14 protein-coding genes are annotated in these 17092 nt (G+C 64.2%); 6 read left to right on the top strand and 8 right to left on the bottom strand.

The window, feature by feature from the left end; all coding sequences use genetic code 11:
- Nucleotides 1-45 precede the first annotated feature (45 nt).
- From IEY58_RS30620 to IEY58_RS30600, 5 genes are all read right to left on the bottom strand, one after another.
- Nucleotides 46-1836 carry a hypothetical protein gene (locus IEY58_RS30620; protein WP_229744078.1) on the bottom strand — a complete coding sequence of 597 codons (1791 nt, stop codon included), beginning with the start codon at nucleotides 1834-1836 and terminating at the stop codon, nucleotides 46-48.
- Nucleotides 1837-2534: 698 nt separating this feature from the next.
- The gene (locus IEY58_RS30615; RefSeq protein WP_189051978.1) at nucleotides 2535-3179 is read right to left on the bottom strand and encodes a tyrosine phosphatase family protein; all 645 of its coding nucleotides are present in this window, start codon (nucleotides 3177-3179) and stop codon (nucleotides 2535-2537) included.
- Entirely contained in the window at nucleotides 3176-4633 is a 1458-nt protein-coding gene (locus IEY58_RS30610) for an AAA family ATPase (protein WP_189051977.1), read from the bottom strand. The genes IEY58_RS30615 and IEY58_RS30610 overlap by 4 nt, the downstream gene beginning before the upstream one ends.
- Entirely contained in the window at nucleotides 4630-4962 is a 333-nt protein-coding gene (locus IEY58_RS30605) for a hypothetical protein (protein WP_189051976.1), read from the bottom strand. The genes IEY58_RS30610 and IEY58_RS30605 overlap by 4 nt, the downstream gene beginning before the upstream one ends.
- 117 nt (nucleotides 4963-5079) lie before the next feature.
- Nucleotides 5080-5961, bottom strand: a complete 882-nt coding sequence (locus tag IEY58_RS30600; RefSeq protein ID WP_189051975.1) for a hypothetical protein — start codon at nucleotides 5959-5961, stop codon at nucleotides 5080-5082.
- 305 nt (nucleotides 5962-6266) lie between these two features.
- Between IEY58_RS30600 and IEY58_RS34690 the strand changes: the two genes are divergently transcribed.
- Nucleotides 6267-6614: a helix-turn-helix domain-containing protein gene (locus IEY58_RS34690; RefSeq protein WP_189051974.1), complete on the top strand. Its 348-nt coding sequence runs from the start codon at nucleotides 6267-6269 to the stop codon at nucleotides 6612-6614.
- A 136-nt stretch (nucleotides 6615-6750) separates the two neighbouring features.
- Here IEY58_RS34690 and IEY58_RS30590 read toward each other — a convergent pair whose 3' ends face one another.
- Nucleotides 6751-8157, bottom strand: coding sequence for an AlbA family DNA-binding domain-containing protein (locus tag IEY58_RS30590; protein WP_189051973.1), 1407 nt, complete (start codon nucleotides 8155-8157; stop codon nucleotides 6751-6753).
- A 591-nt stretch (nucleotides 8158-8748) separates the two neighbouring features.
- Nucleotides 8749-9780 carry a hypothetical protein gene (locus IEY58_RS30585; protein ID WP_189051972.1) on the bottom strand — a complete coding sequence of 344 codons (1032 nt, stop codon included), beginning with the start codon at nucleotides 9778-9780 and terminating at the stop codon, nucleotides 8749-8751.
- 322 nt (nucleotides 9781-10102) lie between these two features.
- On the opposite strand from IEY58_RS30585, the gene IEY58_RS30580 reads away from it, so the two are divergent.
- The 5 genes from IEY58_RS30580 to IEY58_RS30560 all read left to right on the top strand — a co-directional run bounded on the left by IEY58_RS30580 (nucleotide 10103) and on the right by IEY58_RS30560 (nucleotide 15644).
- Nucleotides 10103-11170 (top strand): LacI family DNA-binding transcriptional regulator, encoded by a 1068-nt coding sequence (locus tag IEY58_RS30580; protein WP_189051971.1) that lies wholly within the window; start codon nucleotides 10103-10105, stop codon nucleotides 11168-11170.
- Complete coding sequence (locus IEY58_RS30575) at nucleotides 11167-12336, top strand: Gfo/Idh/MocA family protein (protein WP_189051970.1); 1170 nt, start codon at nucleotides 11167-11169, stop codon at nucleotides 12334-12336. The genes IEY58_RS30580 and IEY58_RS30575 overlap by 4 nt, the downstream gene beginning before the upstream one ends.
- Nucleotides 12337-12448: 112 nt before the next feature.
- Complete coding sequence (locus IEY58_RS30570) at nucleotides 12449-13468, top strand: Bug family tripartite tricarboxylate transporter substrate binding protein (RefSeq protein WP_189051969.1); 1020 nt, start codon at nucleotides 12449-12451, stop codon at nucleotides 13466-13468.
- A 67-nt stretch (nucleotides 13469-13535) separates the two neighbouring features.
- Nucleotides 13536-14075 carry a tripartite tricarboxylate transporter TctB family protein gene (locus IEY58_RS30565; RefSeq protein ID WP_189051968.1) on the top strand — a complete coding sequence of 180 codons (540 nt, stop codon included), beginning with the start codon at nucleotides 13536-13538 and terminating at the stop codon, nucleotides 14073-14075.
- Between the two features lie 12 nt (nucleotides 14076-14087).
- Nucleotides 14088-15644: a tripartite tricarboxylate transporter permease gene (locus IEY58_RS30560; protein WP_189051967.1), complete on the top strand. Its 1557-nt coding sequence runs from the start codon at nucleotides 14088-14090 to the stop codon at nucleotides 15642-15644.
- Here the strand turns inward: IEY58_RS30560 and IEY58_RS30555 are convergent, their stop codons facing one another.
- The gene (locus IEY58_RS30555; RefSeq protein WP_189051966.1) at nucleotides 15645-17033 is read right to left on the bottom strand and encodes a methyl-accepting chemotaxis protein; all 1389 of its coding nucleotides are present in this window, start codon (nucleotides 17031-17033) and stop codon (nucleotides 15645-15647) included. It abuts the gene before it with no gap.
- Nucleotides 17034-17092 lie beyond the last annotated feature (59 nt).

Genomic DNA, 17092 nt, shown 5'->3' with positions numbered 1-17092 from the left:
TGGCGGGTTCCCGTAGCTTGGACGACACCCGAGCGGCGATCGTATTCATGCGGCGGAGGCCGCTTCCCAAACTTTGTTCAGTATTCCTGCTGCAAGGGCTGCCTTATCCTGCGGTAAGAACCGGCCATAATGTTTGGCAACCATATCCGGCGTGTCTTGAATTGCGTAACTCGCCTGCTCGAAGGATCCGGTTTGCTTGAGAATATGTGTCGCCAACACGTCCCGAATGTTATGCGGCCCGTGTGGCAGCAACCCCTTGATGGCGCCCCGGTCGGTGTAGGGATTGTAGATCCCGTACCGCTGGATGATGAGCCGCCAGGCCTCGTAGAAGGTCGCCTGGTTGTAGGCAGCGCTCGATGAGGTCTCTTTCGCGGTTTTCACAAAGAAGGTTCCCGGATCGTTGGCGCCATGGAGCAGAACCGGGCGATGTCGAGCGAGATAGCTGTCGATGAAAGTGTATAGATTAGCCAAGTCGGGCAGCAGCAGTCGGAACGGTTTCCCGCCGAAGTAGGAGGAGTCCGAGTTCTTGAACGCGATGGAGGGGATCAGCACCTCCCAGCCGTGATCTCGCTCGCTCCAACGCAATTCGCCACGTTTCCGGTCCGAAAGATAACGCTCGGTCGAGGCTGGCTCTCCCCGTCGGCGGAACAGCAGCTGACGCATATTCTTTTGCCGGACCCCGAGGTGCATTCCGATCCTGAGCATCAGGAATGATCGCACCGCTTCGGCGGCTGCTCTCGGGTATCTCCTCTCATCGGGCATCCGCCTAAGGATTTCCTCGGCAATCTTGCGATATTCACCAACAGGGCTAGGTGCCTCAAGGATCGGCAGGATCGGTTCGAACGGATCCCGATGGACGCGGGCGACTCGTTGGATTTCCTTAATCCGTGAGAGATTGTGCTTGTGAACCGAGTCGCACGCAGCGCCCCAGTTCGCCCGCGCCGCATCGATGTCGGAAGCGCTGATCAAACCTGCGATCGGCTGGAGTGTGTCGGCCAAATCTGGGCATTGCCGGAGCCAACCTGTCTCAGCTCGGGCTAGGGCCAGGCCCAGGCTGAGCATGTTGACTTCCCAATTTGTATAGAAGCCTCGTCGGCGCTCGCGCCATTGCACATACCAGTCCCAGGTTGCCGGGAAGATCAGCATGGCCAGGGACAAACTGCGGATAGGCACTCCCAACCCCTGGACCGGCCCATGGGGCTCGGCAGCAAGCGCTCCGAACATCAGCGCGAGATGTTCAAGCTTCTGGGCAGCCGTCTCTTCTCCCCAGACACCGGAACGTTGAAAGCCGGCAGTGGCAAGCGTTGAGGTCTTGAATTGCAGCAGCCGCGACATCTGCTCGGTCAGCATTTTCGACGCGACGCGCGTTCCCCATGCCAGCTCGGGGTCGGCCGACGCCTCCGCGCCTTCTTCAGTTTGCTCTGAACGAGCCGAATGCTGCCCGAAGACCCCCGGAAAGCGGAGCGCGTATCGCTGCTTCATGCTCGCGGATTGGAAGCGCCGATATTCGGTCGTCCCAGAGACAATGTTGGTCCTGACCCAAGCTAGGATCTCTTCCTGTTCGATTGGCGAGCGGGACGCGAAATCATTCGGAAGATGCCAGGCAAGACGCCTCATTTCAGAGCCGGCAATTCCCTCGATCTCATGTCCGACGAGGGCGCGATTGCGGTGGGGCAACCGGCTGGCGAAATATCCGTCAGGGAGCTGATATCGCCGCTCGATCCGGCTCAAGATCAACATGCTGTTGAGAGCGCGCGGCGCGCGGCGACCTTGATACCACGTGTCGATCGTCCACTTCCCGAGTTTGACACCGGTCGCTGCTACGGCGCGATACAACGAATTCGGCGAGTCTCCATGTCGCCGCATGTGCGTCCGCAGTGCGTCGAAAAAGTCGGCGGGCTCCTCACAAATGGACCACCGGGGCTCCGGAAATTCGACAACTGGTTTGCGTGACCTGCCGCGCCTCCTTCGAAGCTCGGGCATAGGGAGCCCCTCGACATCCCTGACGGCATCCGTGGTCGGAGGGGCTGTGGCGACACTTGTCGCATTGCGCAAACGCTTTGGCGCTCTCTCCACGGCGATAGGTGGAGTTCGCGGGACAATTGGAGCAGGTATCGCTCGGGCCGGTTTGCTGCGCTTTGGCTTCGGAAGGGGCGGCAGTTTCGGAAGACCGCGAACGATCGCATCAAGGACGGGCCGCAGCTGCTCGTTGATCGCCTCCAACGTGGTGGCATCCAGCTTGCTGTCGATGGCGATCTGCTCCCACCCATAGGCCTTGCTGATGCGCGGTGGCTGAGTTCGCGTTTGGACCAGACCGACTAGGTATTGCCTGAATGCCTCGGTTTCCCTAGGCGGAAGGAGGGGGGAAACTCGAACTCTACAAAAGTCCGAGACCATGCGGGCGAGCGTGGACGCGTTCAAGACGGCACTCGGCCCGATCGAGCTACTTTGCTGATCACGGCGTATCACTCATCCCAAGTACTTTTGTTTTTGCGCACGAGATCCTCGTTGGTGACGTCATGTCTCCGAGCAACCTAGAAATCGAACTCAATGTCCGACGACAATGGGCCCTTTAGAGCGACGCGATCGGCGCCGAAACTGTCGTTCAGTCTGGCCGGCCCATGTTTGCGCCGCAGGCTTGGGTAGGCATCGAGAATGGCCTGCCGATTCAGCGCGCGACGCTGCCTATTGCGCGGGTGCCGGCCATCCCATTCTTCGACGAGAGCCAGCAGCTTGCCGTTTCGGTCCAACGCTGCATCGGCATGCTTAATCGCGAGCAAGTTCGGTACCGCCATCGGCCTGAGGCGCAACAGCTCGCCGAGCGCCTCCGGCTCGAACCCTGACCCCAATCGATCGGCGATGATCGCGAGCGCGATCGCAGGGCTCCGGCCGATACCTGCATGGCAATGCACCAGAAGCGACGCCGCCGGCCGCTCGCGCGCGAAGCTGATCGCGGCCTCGACGTGCTCGATGGTCGCCGTGATGATGGGCGGGTGCGGTTCATCAAGATCTTCGAAAATAAGCACCAGGTGGTCCGGGTGCGGCACTCGGTGAAACCGCACCCGCCGGCTCGGCGGCAGGCCAGGATCTTCGATCGTGATGACGGCATCGAAGCGTCGCTTCACTCGGCGCGCGCGGCTCGCCCCGGCGATCTCGATTGTGGGACCGGAATAGCTCAATGGCGTGGCTCCACCGAGTCGGCTGCGACCTGCAGCGCGAGCGCCCGGCGGACAAGGTTGCTGAGCTGCCGGGCCTGGAGATTGCCCCGGCTGAAACCGTCCCTGAGGCGCTCGACGACGTCGCTACCCAGTTCGGGCAGCATGTCGCTTTTGACGCCATAGTGCTCGGCGATGTCGCGCAGGATGCCCGCGAGCAGCACCTCGAAGTCGATGGCGCGCGGCCGTGGGAACCGCAGGATCCGGCACCGTGCGCGGAGAGCCGGCGGTACGCGATCCAAGCGATTGGCGGTCAGAATCCAGGTGACCTGCGAAAGGTCTACCTCGACCTGGAGACATTCGTCGAGCCAGCGCCGCGAGAGCAGCGGGTCGGTCATGCCTAGCAGCGTGTCTGCAATCCGTCCCGCTCGGCTGTTGCTGGCGGATTTATCAATCTCCTCGACGAGGACGATGGGGTTTGCGATGCGAGTGCGCCGAATCGTTTCTAAGGGGAAACACGGTGTGGCGCTGCTCCAGCCCCTCGCGGTTCCCGCCAGCGTCCGATTGTCCGAGGCGCCTCCCGCCATGAGCGTCGTTGTCGGCACGCCGGCCAGCAGACCGAGCCAGCGGGCGAACGTCGATTTCCCGACACCGGGATCGCCGACGAACAATGTCGGCGGCAGCTGGAACGTGTTTCGGCCGAGTCGCTGCGCCAATGCAAGCTCGGACGCTATGTCGTCTATGGCGGCGCCGAGCCAGGGGAATTGCTCGCGCAATTCCGTGGCGAGCCAGAGAGCATCCGGTGCCTGCAGCAACTCGACCGGCTTCTCCAGCGGCGCAAACGACTCGACGATCACCTTCATGTCGCGGTCGGAAGGCTTCTGCGGCTTCTGCAGGAGGACCCGCATGCTGGGGCGAGCGGCGGCCTCGCTCTCCTCATCGCGCTCCGAAGCGGGCTCAATCTTCTCTCGATCGTTCGGCTTGTTGCCAAGTTCCGTGGCAACCATCATCCGGAGCTGCCCGACGGGAGATGCGGCATCAAGCGTCTCTGCCAGCTCCTGAAGCGCTTCCAAGCGCAGTTGGATGTCCGTCCCCTGCAGCTCGGTTCGGGCGAGACGCACCGCGAGCACCACGGCGGCCAACTCGGATTTGAGCGCGGCAGCCACCAGGAGGCAGCTGCAATACCGGTCTCTCGCGTTCGCAATCGCGTCGTCCGAAGACCAGAGCCGGGCAAGCGTCGTAGCATAGACTTCGGCGAGCGCCAGCCAGGCGCTGGCATCGCGCCCTTGGGCGCGGAGCAAAAGGTCCCCGCGCTCAGTGTTGGGCTCGCATCTGCGCGCATGGCCAATAAGCGCACCGCTCAGCCGCTGAAGCAAAGCCGGGTCGATGTGCGAAAGTGGCATGGTGCGCCAGAGGCTCAGCAGATCGAATCCGTCTAGTGGCGTGCCGTAGGATGGGTCCTCAGTTTGGGCATTCATTCGATCGGCAATCCGGCAAGGGCGGCCGGCGTCACATACTCCAGGGCGCCGACCTCGATACTGTTGAGGGCGCACCAACGGCCGAGCACGTACTGAGCGTGTTTGCTCCAGCCGGGGGCGCCAACAAGTTCATAGATTCGGCCGGACTTTGTCCGCGCCCGCATGCGAGCTTGGTCGAACGCGGTGACGATGTTGGAGACTCGGCCTTCGAGCCCGGCTGGATTGTAGCCGACGAAGTGGCAGTCGCCGTTCGGGAGCCGAATGATTTGCCAGCGATCGAGTGTGATCACCGGCTGGATTTCGACTGGCGGGATCGGCCAAACGGGCATTTTTCTGTTTCCTCAATGAGGGCATACCGTCTCGCACCGAACATCGTCGGGCGCGCTTGAGGCAGTGCTCAAATCTGCCTTTTGGACGGTTGGAGGCGTGGGCGGGACGAACGACGGCTAGACGCCCGAATCGTTCGCGAGCGTGTGCTTCATGACTTCGGCGGCGGTCTCCTCGGTGCTTAGGCCGGTCGTATCGACCGCCACGCTCCGCACGGAGTACCGCTGGTAGATCTCGTCGGATAGCAAGGGCCGGTGCACCTCGGTTTCCGAGTCGCGGCGCTCCGAAGACTGCCGATTGGCGGCGACGAGTGTGACCGCAAGCAGGCGGGCGTCATAGAGCAACGACAGCTCAGCAAGCTCGGCGATGGCCTTCTCGTCCTCATCGATGTCTGCGAGCAGTCTGTCGTTGATGACGATCGGGTCGCTGGACGAGTGAGCGAGCGCGTGGAGAATTGTGACCGCACGGCTTCTTGCCAGTGCCGCACTCCGCGAAGCGTCGGTGGAGCCCATGATTGCGGACGACATCTGCAGAACTTTTCGATGGTCGAGCAGACGGCCGTCGAAGGCACCGGCAAGTGTTTGGCCAACCTCTGCGGCGCCGGCCCCCGGCAAGCCATTCAGATGGATAAACCGGAGAGGTGGCTTTCGACTGGGGGCGAGCAGGATCCCGAAATCAACGTTCGGGTTCTCGACGAGGTGAGACTCGTTGCGTATCAGGTCGCCGCAAAGGCTGCGTGAACGGCAAAACTGTCCAAGCACATAAGCGGTGTCGCGAGACAATCCCGCTGGCCCGACCAAGCGGTAGGCCTGGCCTGATTGCGCCATGGCAAGCCTGCTGGATTGTTCGAAGGAAGTGATCGGGCTCGTGACCCGGGCGTCACCGTTGTCTCCGGCGAGCCCGACCAGATGTCGGCCGCCACGGACGGGATCGAAGATTAGCTGCCAACAGGCCAGATCAACGGGCTCGCCGCTGATGTCGATGATTTTCCAGACTGGCATATTCCCTCGTGCATGGGGGTACGCGCGCCGCCGCTGAATGGTCGGAGCGAGACGGAACGATGGTGGAGACGTTTCAGCCGGAGCGGCTGGACCCTTGCGGTTTTAGAGAACTCCAGCGGCGAGTTTTCTCATGTCCGGCGCGCGGGAAATTGGAAACAGAAGGCTTTGCGAGGTTGCGTGGATGATGGGGGATCGGTCGCTCGCCTTCGGAAATCAGGCTTATCTGCTGCCCACATATAGAGTCAAGAAATATACGGCATATTACGTCATTGGAGCCGACGGACCATTCGCGCCACTATGCCCCAATGACGAGCGAAATCGGCCTCAGGGTGGGGAGCCGTATCCGCGAACTGCGCGAAGCACGTGGCCTTAGCCAAGTCCGCTTGGCGTCACTCGTTGGAAAATCGGCGGAAACAATTTCGAGAGTGGAAAATGGGGCGACCGTCCCGAGCGTCACTATGCTCGGCCTGTTCGCAAAGCATTTTGGCGTCGATGTCGTTGAGCTTTTCCACTCCGATACGGCGGGATCGACCGAGCCGGCGAAGGCGGTGTCAGTCGAGGATATTTCAGAGCTGGCGAAGCTTCTGAGCGCCACCGAGCGTCAGATCATGGCGGGCGTGATCCAATTGCTGCTCTCGAACCGGGGGCGGTAGTCAAGTGAGGGCCTGACGAGTCGTCCATGATCAATCGGTAGACGATTGATCATGGACGACTCAGGAAAAAGGTGATGACTGAAGCGCGTTTCAGGCGGCGCGGGAACCAGTTTTAGATCTGCGTATCGCTTGAACGTCAGATTCTCCGTGCGCGTTCCAAACGGCGCCGTTGTGCCTCCGTTGCGCGGTTGCCGGCCTGAATAAGCTGCTCATAGTACATTGCGGCGGTTTCTCCGGGGCCGTACTCGATCCACTGCGGAATTCCGTAGGCTCGCGCTATCGGAAGAAATAATAAAACGGCTTGGAGTAAAACCTTTGTCGGTTCCAGTTCGTGCTGAGCGAACGGATCGATCTCTGCAAATGATTCTGGCGTCGATCCACTTGGGGAGGTGACGGTGTTGGCAAGGCCCATAGGAATCCCGTGCTGTTCAAACAGGTCCAGCACGGGGGCGACATCCAGAAACGGAATGGTACGCCATACGTTGAGCAGTCGCGCTTTTGCAAAATAGCTTTGCGTCCAACCTGCCCTGGTCAGCAGCCGCCGTTGGATCTCGACTATGCAGAGAAGCACGAGGAAGAGGTGGTTGAGATCAACAACCCGAGGGCTTGCGTGTCCACTTCGCTGTAGCAGCCCCGCGAAACGATCGATGTGCTCATAGCCATCCATTGCGTCGGGTAAAGCACTCACCTGGTCGGGTGTATAGAAATGAAGTGGGATGACGATATCACTGATCGACGTTGCGCCCCTTAAGCTCCAAGTTAGCCCGAAATCGAATGGGTTATTGTTTCGGACCTGTCGGCCGACGAAGCCGACATTTGTTGTGTAGACGGTGTCGAACGAGATTCCGCCAAATATCCCCTGCGTCTGCTGCATAATCTCACGAACTTCGTTGACCTCGACATAGCTCCAAGCTCCGCGATCACGCCAGAGGTCAGCGGTCAGCATAAGCCGGATGTAAGGCCGTTCTTTCTCTCCGGTCGATAACTCCGGGTCGTCATTTACCCAATCTCGATACTGCTCGCGCAGGTCGTCAGCGCGCCGAAACAGCTGATCCAAAACGAAACGGTCGTTCTCGGGTTTAGGCTCAGATCCGGCAGCGACGCGGCGATAGATTTGACCACTCTTGTGGACGTGAGGAGCGTTTGGACCCCAGGGCACCTGGATGCAGATCACGGCCCGGTCGGCCAGCAGTCCGATGTCATCACATGGCCCCCAAAGCGCCTTCACATCGAAATGCGGCGAGGGGTTCAAGTGTCCCGCAATCGCTTGGCGGATGCGCTGAAGGCTCGCGTCAACGTCGGAACGCGGCACGCCCGGAAACGCACCTGCTACCTCATCCTCTCCGGACTTCTCCTCGACGCCGTAGAAAACCCATCCGCCATAGGTGTTGGCGAATGCCGAAATCGATTTCGCGATGGAGGCAGCATTCGGCACCTCGCGTTTGTATTCGATGTACCAGCCTTCGGCCGTCTGTCGGAGGGCTTCGAGGTGTCTCGCTTCCAGGTCTTTCAGATCTCGGTCGAACGGTGAATATGCGGTCATGGAGCGGATCTCGTTCAGCGTGACGCGGAATTGGGCTGCTGTAGACCGCATGTCGGAAGGCGATCTGCTGGAATCATCGGTGTTCTAGATACGGTACCAGCCCGAAAGGCAGCGACAAGAAATCCGCGATGCGAGGTCTCGATCTGCTGTCCGGGCGAGACCGCAAGCTGGTGTAGGGGCCGATCGATCAGATGGTTAGTTCGTCCGAAGGGCGGTGGCGGCGGGGCGGCCTGACGTTTCGCTCCCGCGAGATTTTCCGGGTGAAAACCGGGAAAATTCGCGCCCCCTATTCCGCGCCGTCGCCCAAGCTTTTGCAGGAACCATAGAGTTGCTCGCTCATCCGACAACTGAGACACCGGCGTGCCGGGATAAGCGGTTGCGCCACGCTGCGGCGTACAGCCTGTGGATATGTGGACGATCCTGCGCCGCAGGAACGCTTGCGCTTTCCCCGTTTCCCGCGCAGGCGCGGAAGACAGGGAAATGCTCGCTTCGCCCACATATCCACAGGCACAGCCGCCAGGAAGGGCTTTTTTGTTTGTGTGATTCAAAGGAGGAGCGCTGCATCTCTCGCCGCTGGCGAGCCGGTAACAGTCAACGCCCTTTAGCGGCTGTGGCCGGAGCGGCAGAGGCACTGGACACCCATGTACGAGTAAGCAGGAGCGGGTCCTTCAGCACGCCCCGGCAGCCCTTTGCGACGAGCTGGCCATGCTTGTAGTCGGCGCCCGTCAGGTCGGCGCCGGCCGGACCGGTATAGGACACGACCACGCCGGCATAGCCCACCGGCACGATCGTCTTGTCGATGAGCTCGACCGTCGAGAACAGGCGGTTCAGGTAGTAGGTGCCCTCGGTCAGCACCTGCAGCTGGCGGCCGCGGAAGCCGCCGGCCTTCAGGAACTTCTCCGGATCCTGGAAGCCGTTGTGGAATGTCTCCGGCCGGGTCGAGTCGGTGCCGATCTCCGGCGCGATGATCTCGCCCGACGGCAGCGACGGGCCGTCATGGATGGTGACGACGCCGATCTGGTCCTCGCCGTCGCGGATGACCAGCGGCACGAAGCCGTCGCGGCGCTCGATGTCGGCGCGCATCTCATCCAGCATCTTCTGCTGGTTGCCGCCGATCGTGAGCGCATAGGTCCGCTCGGCCGTCAGCACGATGAACTGGGCGAGGTTGATGGCGTGCAGGCCCTCGCGCAGGATCTTGCGCTGCAGGCCCTTCTGGCCGCCGTTGGTCAGGAACGCGCGCACGTCGTGGAAATCAGCGGCGACCGCGTTCGACGCCAGCGTCTGCGTCGCGCCCAGCGTCTCGCCGTCGCAGGCATAGACATAGGCGATCGTGTTCTGCGGCACGGATACCAGGTCCGAGAGATGGATGCGGTAGCTGAAGGGCGCGAACAGATGGAAGCCGCCGCGGCGGATGTCCGGCTGATAGCCCGCCTCGCCCTTGAGCGCGATGATGCCGCTCTTCAGCGACCCCGTAGCGCTCCACAGTTTCTCGACGATGCCGATGCGGCTGTTCGGGATGTAGCGGAGCATCCCGGAAATCCGGATGAAGGCGAGAATCGCCACGAGCAGCGCCACGGGACCGACGAAGCCGATCAGGCTGCCGAAATCGAAATTGACTGGCATGGGGGAGCGCGCCTCCTTGCGCGCGGGGGACGTGTCGGACCGCGCGAGAATAGCGCGCTTGACACGCATAGGTACATGGGTGTGCAGCCGGGCCGCCGCCACTCGGGCGCCACATGGCTTGGGGTGTGAGCCATGCGGGGGCGACCCCGCGCGCCGACGCCGCACCGGGCAGCCGGTTGACAGGCCGGATCGTCTGTCTCAACCTTGGCGCCCATAACGTCGTTTTCCTGCGTCCGAGTAGTGAAACGTTTACATATTCGGCGAATGCCGATGGGGGAGGGTGGGGATTGGCGCATGTTCAGCATCTGAGCGGGTGGCCGGCGTGACCGAGCGGGCGGGCGATACGGCCGGCAAGGCCGCGACGATCCGCGATGTCGCGGCGTGCGCGGGCACCTCGATCGCGACCGTTTCCTACGTGCTGAACAACAAGAGCCGCTATCTCCGGCCGGAACTGCGCGAGCGCGTGCTCGCGGCGGCGCAGGAGCTGGGCTACGTCAAGAACGCGGCGGCGCGCAGCCTCAAAGGCCTGCAGCGCGGCATCCTGGCCGTGCTGGTGCCGCAGTTCGGCAACAACTTCTTCACGCGCATGTGCGTCGAGATCGAGGCGGTGGCGCAACGCGCCGGCTTCGTCGTCACCATCTGCAACAGCGACGAGAACCCAGTCCAGGAGCGGGCGATCATCGAGCGGCTGCTGTCGCAGCGCATCGACGGCTGCATCCTGAGCCCGGCGCTGTCGCGGACCGAGAGTGCGGCGCTGCTCGAGCGCGCCCGCGTGCCCTACGTGATCCTGGAGCGCACCATGGGCACCGCCGTGCCGGACCATGATTTCGTCGGCCACGACAATTTCCAGTCCGGCTATATCGCGGCGCAGGCGCTGCTCGATGCCGGCCATCGGCGGATCGCGTTTCTCGGCTGGGACTCGCCCATCGCCAACATCAACGACCGCGAGCAGGGCTATCGCGCGGCCTTGGCCGAGGCGGGCGTCGCAATCGAGCCCGGCTGGGTGCTGACCGGCTCCCTGTCCGAGGACGAGGGGCGCCGGCTCGCCGACCGGCTGCCGGTCGGCCAGGTCACGGCGGCCGTGCTGGCGACCCATCACACGATGGCCAAGGGCGTACTGATGAGCCTGCAGGACCGGGGCCTCCGCTGGCCCCAAGACCTGTCGCTCGTGCTGATCGGCACGCCCGAATGGGTCGACCTGGTGCGCCCGGGCCTCGCCTGCGTCGAGCGGCCGGAGCGCGAGATGGGCCATGCCGCCGCAGCACTGCTGCTCGAGAAGCTGAAGCGCCCGGACTACCGGCAGGCGAAGCTGGTACTGCCGACGCGCTTCATCCCGGGCGGCTCGATCCGGCCGATCAAGATTCCTGAGACAAGCGGAGCGAACGCATGAAGACGGTACGGGTGGGCCTGATCGGCAGCGGCTTCGTGGCCGAGCTGCACATGTACGCCTATAAGCGCGTTTATGGCGTCGACGCGCAGGTGGTTGCGGTTGCCGCACGCGGCGATCAGGTCGAGGCCTTCGCGCGCAAGCACGGCATCGCCGGGACCCATCGCGACTACCGCGCGCTCCTCACCGACCCGGCGATCGACGTGGTCGATATCTGCACGCCGCCCGCGCTTCATACCGAGATGATCCTGGCGGCGCTCGAGGCCGGCAAGCACGTCATCTGCGAGAAGCCGTTCACCGGCTATTTCGGCCGGCCGGGCGATCCGGCGCCGATCGGCCGGACGGTGTCGAAGGCCGCCATGTACGAGCATGTCGTGGCCGAGATGGAGCGGACGCGGGCCGCGATCCGGGCGAGCGGCAGGCTCTTCATGTATGCCGAGGACTGGATCTATGCGCCGGCCGTGGCGAAGACGGTCGAGATCCTGAACGCGACCCGGGACAAGATCCTGTTCATGAAGGCGGAGGAGAGCCACAGCGGCTCCCACGCGCCGCACGCGGCCGAATGGGCCTTGACCGGCGGCGGCTCCTTGATCCGCATGGGCTGCCATCCTTTGTCGGCCGTGCTCTATCTGAAGCAGGTCGAAGCCAAGGCGCGCGGCGAGACGATCACGGTGACGGACGTGGTGGCCGATACCGGCAATGTCGCGGCGTCGGTACCGCCATCCCAGAAGCCGTTCATCAAGGCCAACCCGGTCGACGTCGAGGACTGGGGCATGCTGACCATGACCTTCTCCGACGGCACCAAGGCCACGATCTTCTCCGGCGACATGATCATGGGTGGTGTCCGGAACCTGGTCGAGACCTACACGACCGGCGGCTCGCTGTTCGCCAACATCACGCCGAACAACCACCTCGTCTCCTACCAGACCGACGAGCAGAAGCTCGCCCCCGTCTACATCACGGAGAAGGTCGACCGGAAGACCGGCTGGCAGTTCGTCTGCCTCGAGGAGGAATGGACGCGCGGCTACCTGCAGGAGATCCAGGATTTCATGGAATGCGTCGCGATCGGCCGGGAGCCCATCGCCGGCGTCGATCTCGCCTACGAGACCATGAAGGTGCAATACGCCGGCTACTGGTCGGCCGAGGACGGCAAACGCGTCCGGCTCTGAGCGAGATGAAATCGAATCGGATCTGGGCACCCCGACCCTCTCCGCCCCAATGGGGCAGAGAGGGAGATTTTCTAAAACCCAATGAAACCAAAAATGGGGGAGGAAACGAAAGATGGCGGAATCGACGAGAAGAAGAGGGGCGTTGAAGGCGCTGCTGCCGGCGCTGGCCCTGGCGCTGCTGCCGACGGCGGCCCGCGCCGACTGGAAGCCGACGCATCCGATCAACCTGATCGTGCCCTGGGCCGCCGGCGGTTCGACCGACCAGGTGACCCGCGTCGTCGCGGCCGAGCTCGAAAAGTCGCTGGGCCAGACCATCGTCATCGTCAACCAGCCGGGCGGCTCTGGCGCCATCGGCACCCAAAGCGCGCTCGACGCACCCAAGGACGGCTATACCTGGACCGCCGGCGCCGCGCAGGACCTGGGCGCTTACGAGACGATGGGCCAGGTCAAGACGCGGATCACCGACTGGAACCTGTTCCTGAGCGTCGCCAATGTCGGTGTGCTCTCGGTCAATCCGGACTCGCCCTACAAGACCGCCAAGGATCTCATCGATGCCATGAAGGCGAAGCCGGGCAAGATCTCGGTCGCGACTGCCGGCGTCACCTCGTCCGGCCATACCGCCATGGAGCTCATCGCCAAGGCGGCCGGCGTCGAGTACCGCCATGTGAGCTACGACGGCGGCAATCCGGCCGTGGTCGCGACGGTCGCGGGCGAGACCGAGGCCACGACCCAGTTGGGCGTCGAGGAGGTCGATATGATCCGCGGCAAGCGCTTGCGGGCGCTCGCGACCATCAGCGACAAGCCGCTCGCGGTCGATGGCTACGGCACCATCCCGGCGCTGTCGGACACACTGCCGGGCTTCAAGGCGCCGGCCAACTATTTCGGCATCTTCATCCCGAAGGGCGTGCCCGACGAAGTGATCGAGACGCTCGACAAGCTCTGGACGGAGAAGATCTCCGACAGCGAGGCGCTCAAGAAATACGCCGAGAGCCGTGCCGCGCTGTTCGCGCCGGTCGCGGGCGGGGCCGCGCAGAAGGCGGCGTTCCCGGCGGTGCAAGCCAATGCCTGGCTGCTGTTCAACGGCGGCAAGGCCAAGGTCTCGCCCGAGACCGTCGGCATTCCGGCACCTTGATCTCGGGTGGCTTCCGGCTTCGGCCGGGGCCGCTCGATCCCCTTTTCTGATTCAGGCAATGAGCGTCATGTCATCGTCCTCATCCGCCCACGGCACGGACCATCCGGCGAGCGCCCGGTCCGATTTCCTCGCGTCCTTCGGCTGGATCGCCCTCGGCGCCGCGTTCCTCGTCGGCGGTGTCACGATGGACCGGCTCCAGAACCAGGACGTCAATCCCTACACGGTCCCGGGCCTGCTGCCAGGCCTGCTCGGCCTCGCCATGATGCTCTTGGGCGGCGGGCTCCTGCTGCGCAGCTGGCGCCAGGGCGGGGCGCGGCGGTCTGGGCCGACGTTCGCACAAGAGCCGGGTGCCGTCCGGCAATTGTGGCTGGCGCTCGGCCTCTGCACCGTGTTCGACGTGGTGCTGGTCGGTCACGGTCTGCCGTTCTGGCTCGCTGCCGCCCTCTTCGTCAGCGTCGCGATCCTGACGCTGCAGCAGGCCCAGCGCCAAGCCGCCGGCCGCCGTCTGACGTTCCGCGCGGTCGCGGTGGCGGTGCTGATCGGGCTCGGCGCCGGCGGCGGCATCACGCTCGTGTTCCAAGAGATCTTCCTGGTCCGGCTGCCGTAAGGGAATGCGCTCATGTTGAATGGCCTTGCCGACCTGCTGCACGCCTATTGGGGCTTCTTCAATGGCTGGTCGTTCGCCCTCGGCCTCGGCGGCGCGCTCATCGGCATCATCGTCGGCTGCCTGCCCGGCCTGTCGGCGACGCTGTGCATCGCGCTCCTGACCACGCTCACGATCAAGCTGCCGACGAACGAGGCGATCCTGATTCTGATCTGCGCCTATGTCGGCACCCTCTACGGCGGCTCGCGCACGGCGATCCTGCTCAATATCCCGGGCACCGCGGCCAATGCCGCCTCCTGCGCCGACGGCCATGCGCTGGCGCTCCGCGGCGAGGCCGGGCGCGCCATCGGCATCGCGACCTCGGGCGCTTTCACCAGCACGCTCTTCGGCGTCATGTGCCTAGCCGCCTTCACGCCGCTCTTGGCCGAGGTGGCGCTCAAGTTCGGCGCCTACGAGTTCTTCTGGCTGGCACTCTTCGGCGTCACCATGTCGGGCAGCATCGTCGGCAACGACCCGTTGAAGGGCTGGCTCATGGGCTGCCTCGGCCTGATGGTGGCGCAGATCGGCCAGGACCCGCTCTATGCCCATGACCGCTTCACCTTCGGCTGGGGCCAGCTCGCGGGCGGCATCGCGCTCATCCCGGCGCTGGTCGGCGCCTTCGGCTTTGCCGAGGTGCTGACGACCCTCGCCGACCCGATGGAGCGCAAGCTGGTCGAGATGCGCGATTCCTCGCGGCCGCGTTTCCGCGAGGTGCTGCAGTATTGGCCGACCGTGCTGCGCTCGGGCGTCATCGGCGTCTTGACCGGCCTCATGCCGGGCGTCGGCGAGGATGCCGGCGCCTGGATGTCCTACGCCGCGGCCAAGGCGGTGAGCCGCGAGAAAGACCAGTTCGGCAAGGGCTCGATCGACGGGCTCATGGCAGCCGAGACCGGCGACATGGCGTCGATCCCAGGCCACATCATCCCGTGCCTGGCGCTCGGCATTCCAGGCTCGGCGCCTTCGGCCGTGCTGATGGCGGCGATGATCATCCACGGCATCCAGCCGGGGCCGATGATGATGGTGAACCACCCGCAGTTCGTCTACGACGTGGTCGCCATGACCACGCTCGCGATGGTCAGCATCCTGATCTTCGGCCTGTTCCTGGTCCGCCCGCTGCTCCTGGTCATGCGTGTCCGGCGCACGATCCTGATGCCGATCATCTTCCTCCTGTGCACGGTCGGTGCCTTCGCCGGCGCCTCGCGCCTGTTCGACATCTACTGCATGCTGGCGATTGGCATCGGCGCCTTCTTCCTGCGCCGCAAGGGCTATCAGATGGCGCCGTTCGTGCTGGGCCTGGTGCTGGGCGGGCTCCTGGACAAGAGCCTGCGCCGCGGCCTGGTGCTGTCCGACGGCGACCTGACGCCGTTCTTCACCCGGCCGATCTCGCTGGGCTTCGCCATCGTCACGATCTTCACCATGCTGCTCTACATCCCAGCCTTTAAGGCGGGGGTGCAGCGCGTCGTGGGCGGGATCGGGCGCGGCCTCCGGGCGCTCGTCTCGCGCCAGCCGCCGACGGCGGCGACCCGGCTTTAGCTATGCGACGTAGCCGATTCGCACCACGCCCCATTTGCGGCCGCCGATGCGGATCGGCACCGAGATGTCTTTCATGAGCTGGAACCGGTCGCCCATGTTGCGGCGGTAGGTCTGCAGCAGGAACGGCTTGTCGTTCGCGATCGACGCCTTGGCCGTGCGGTCGGTATAGATGCGGCGGCTCCGGCAATTGGCGGCGTTCCAGACCGGATCGCCCGGACGCTGCGGCTTCGAGCAATAGTCGTTGTGCCGCGGCAGATAACCGTTCACGTCGGTCGAGGCGCAGTAGGCCGCCTTGACCGCGCCCGTGAGCAGCGACTCCTGGATCGACGGCAGCAGACGATCGAGCGCCGCGGTCGCCCGTGTGCGGTATTCCTGCGGGTCCGTGTCGGGCAGTTTCTGGTAGTCGGTATCGAACAGGTCGCGCTCGGACAGGCTGCCCTGCCGGATGGCCGCCTCGAGCGCCTCGGTGATGCGTCGGCCGGCATCGAGCGCCGCCGCGATATAGGGCGTGTCGACCGTCTCGAGCCCGCTCGAGCTGGTGAGCGCCACGACGTTCTCGGCGAGCGTCAGCAGCCGGCCGATCTTCTCCGTTGCCGCGTCGAGACTGCTGCTCGACTGGCTGACGCCGCTCGCAATCGTCTCGGCATTGCCGAGGAAATCCCGGCAGCGCCCGTCCGACTGGCTTGCGGCCGCAGCGATCTCGCGTGTGCCAGCTTCGACCTCGGTCAGGGTCCGGGCGATATGGTCGAGCGTGCCGGCGATCGAGGTGGTGCCGTCGCGCACCTGCGTGGCGCTTGCAGCACCGGCGGTCGAGCGCTTGACCAGCTCGTCGATCTTGCGTGTCAGCGCGCCCAAGGTCGCGTTGATCTCCTGGGTCGCGTCCGCCGTCTGCTTGGCGAGCGCCTTCACCTCGGTCGCGACCACGGCGAAGCCTTTGCCGGCGTCGCCGGCCCGCGCCGCTTCGATCGTCGCGTTCAGGGCCAAAAGGTTGGTCTGGCGCGCGATGGTCTCGATGACGCTCGCGACGCGGCCGACCTGCTGCAGCGCGCCGGCGAGCTCGGCCGCCTCGGCGCCGATGCCGGTGATCGCGGTCGCAAGCCCGCGGATCGCCTCCAGCGAGCCTTCGACCGTCTGACGCGAACTCTGCATCTCGCGCGCACCGGCCTCGGCAACGGCGAGCGTGCGGCTGGCCGTGTCGAGCACCTGCCGGTTGCTGCCGGCGACGTCGCCCGCGGCGGATTTCAGCGCCGAAAGCGCTTCGGACTGCTCACGGACATGGCCGGTGACGTCCTCGATGCGGCCGGCGACGTCGGCCACTTCCAGGCCGAGGCCGCCCAGCTCGCGGGCAAGTTCGCGCAGGCTGGCGTCTGATTGGGCGTCAGGGGACATGCGGCGTTTCTCCCGGAGAACATGCGTCTTTCTTGCCGCCGTCCCGAAGGATGGCGGGA

Origin of the sequence: Aliidongia dinghuensis (assembly GCF_014643535.1) — a bacterium.
GTDB classification, from domain to species: domain Bacteria; phylum Pseudomonadota; class Alphaproteobacteria; order ATCC43930; family CGMCC-115725; genus Aliidongia; species Aliidongia dinghuensis.
Note: the sequence above shows the minus strand (reverse complement) of the source record. Positions and strands in the feature narration are given on the sequence as shown.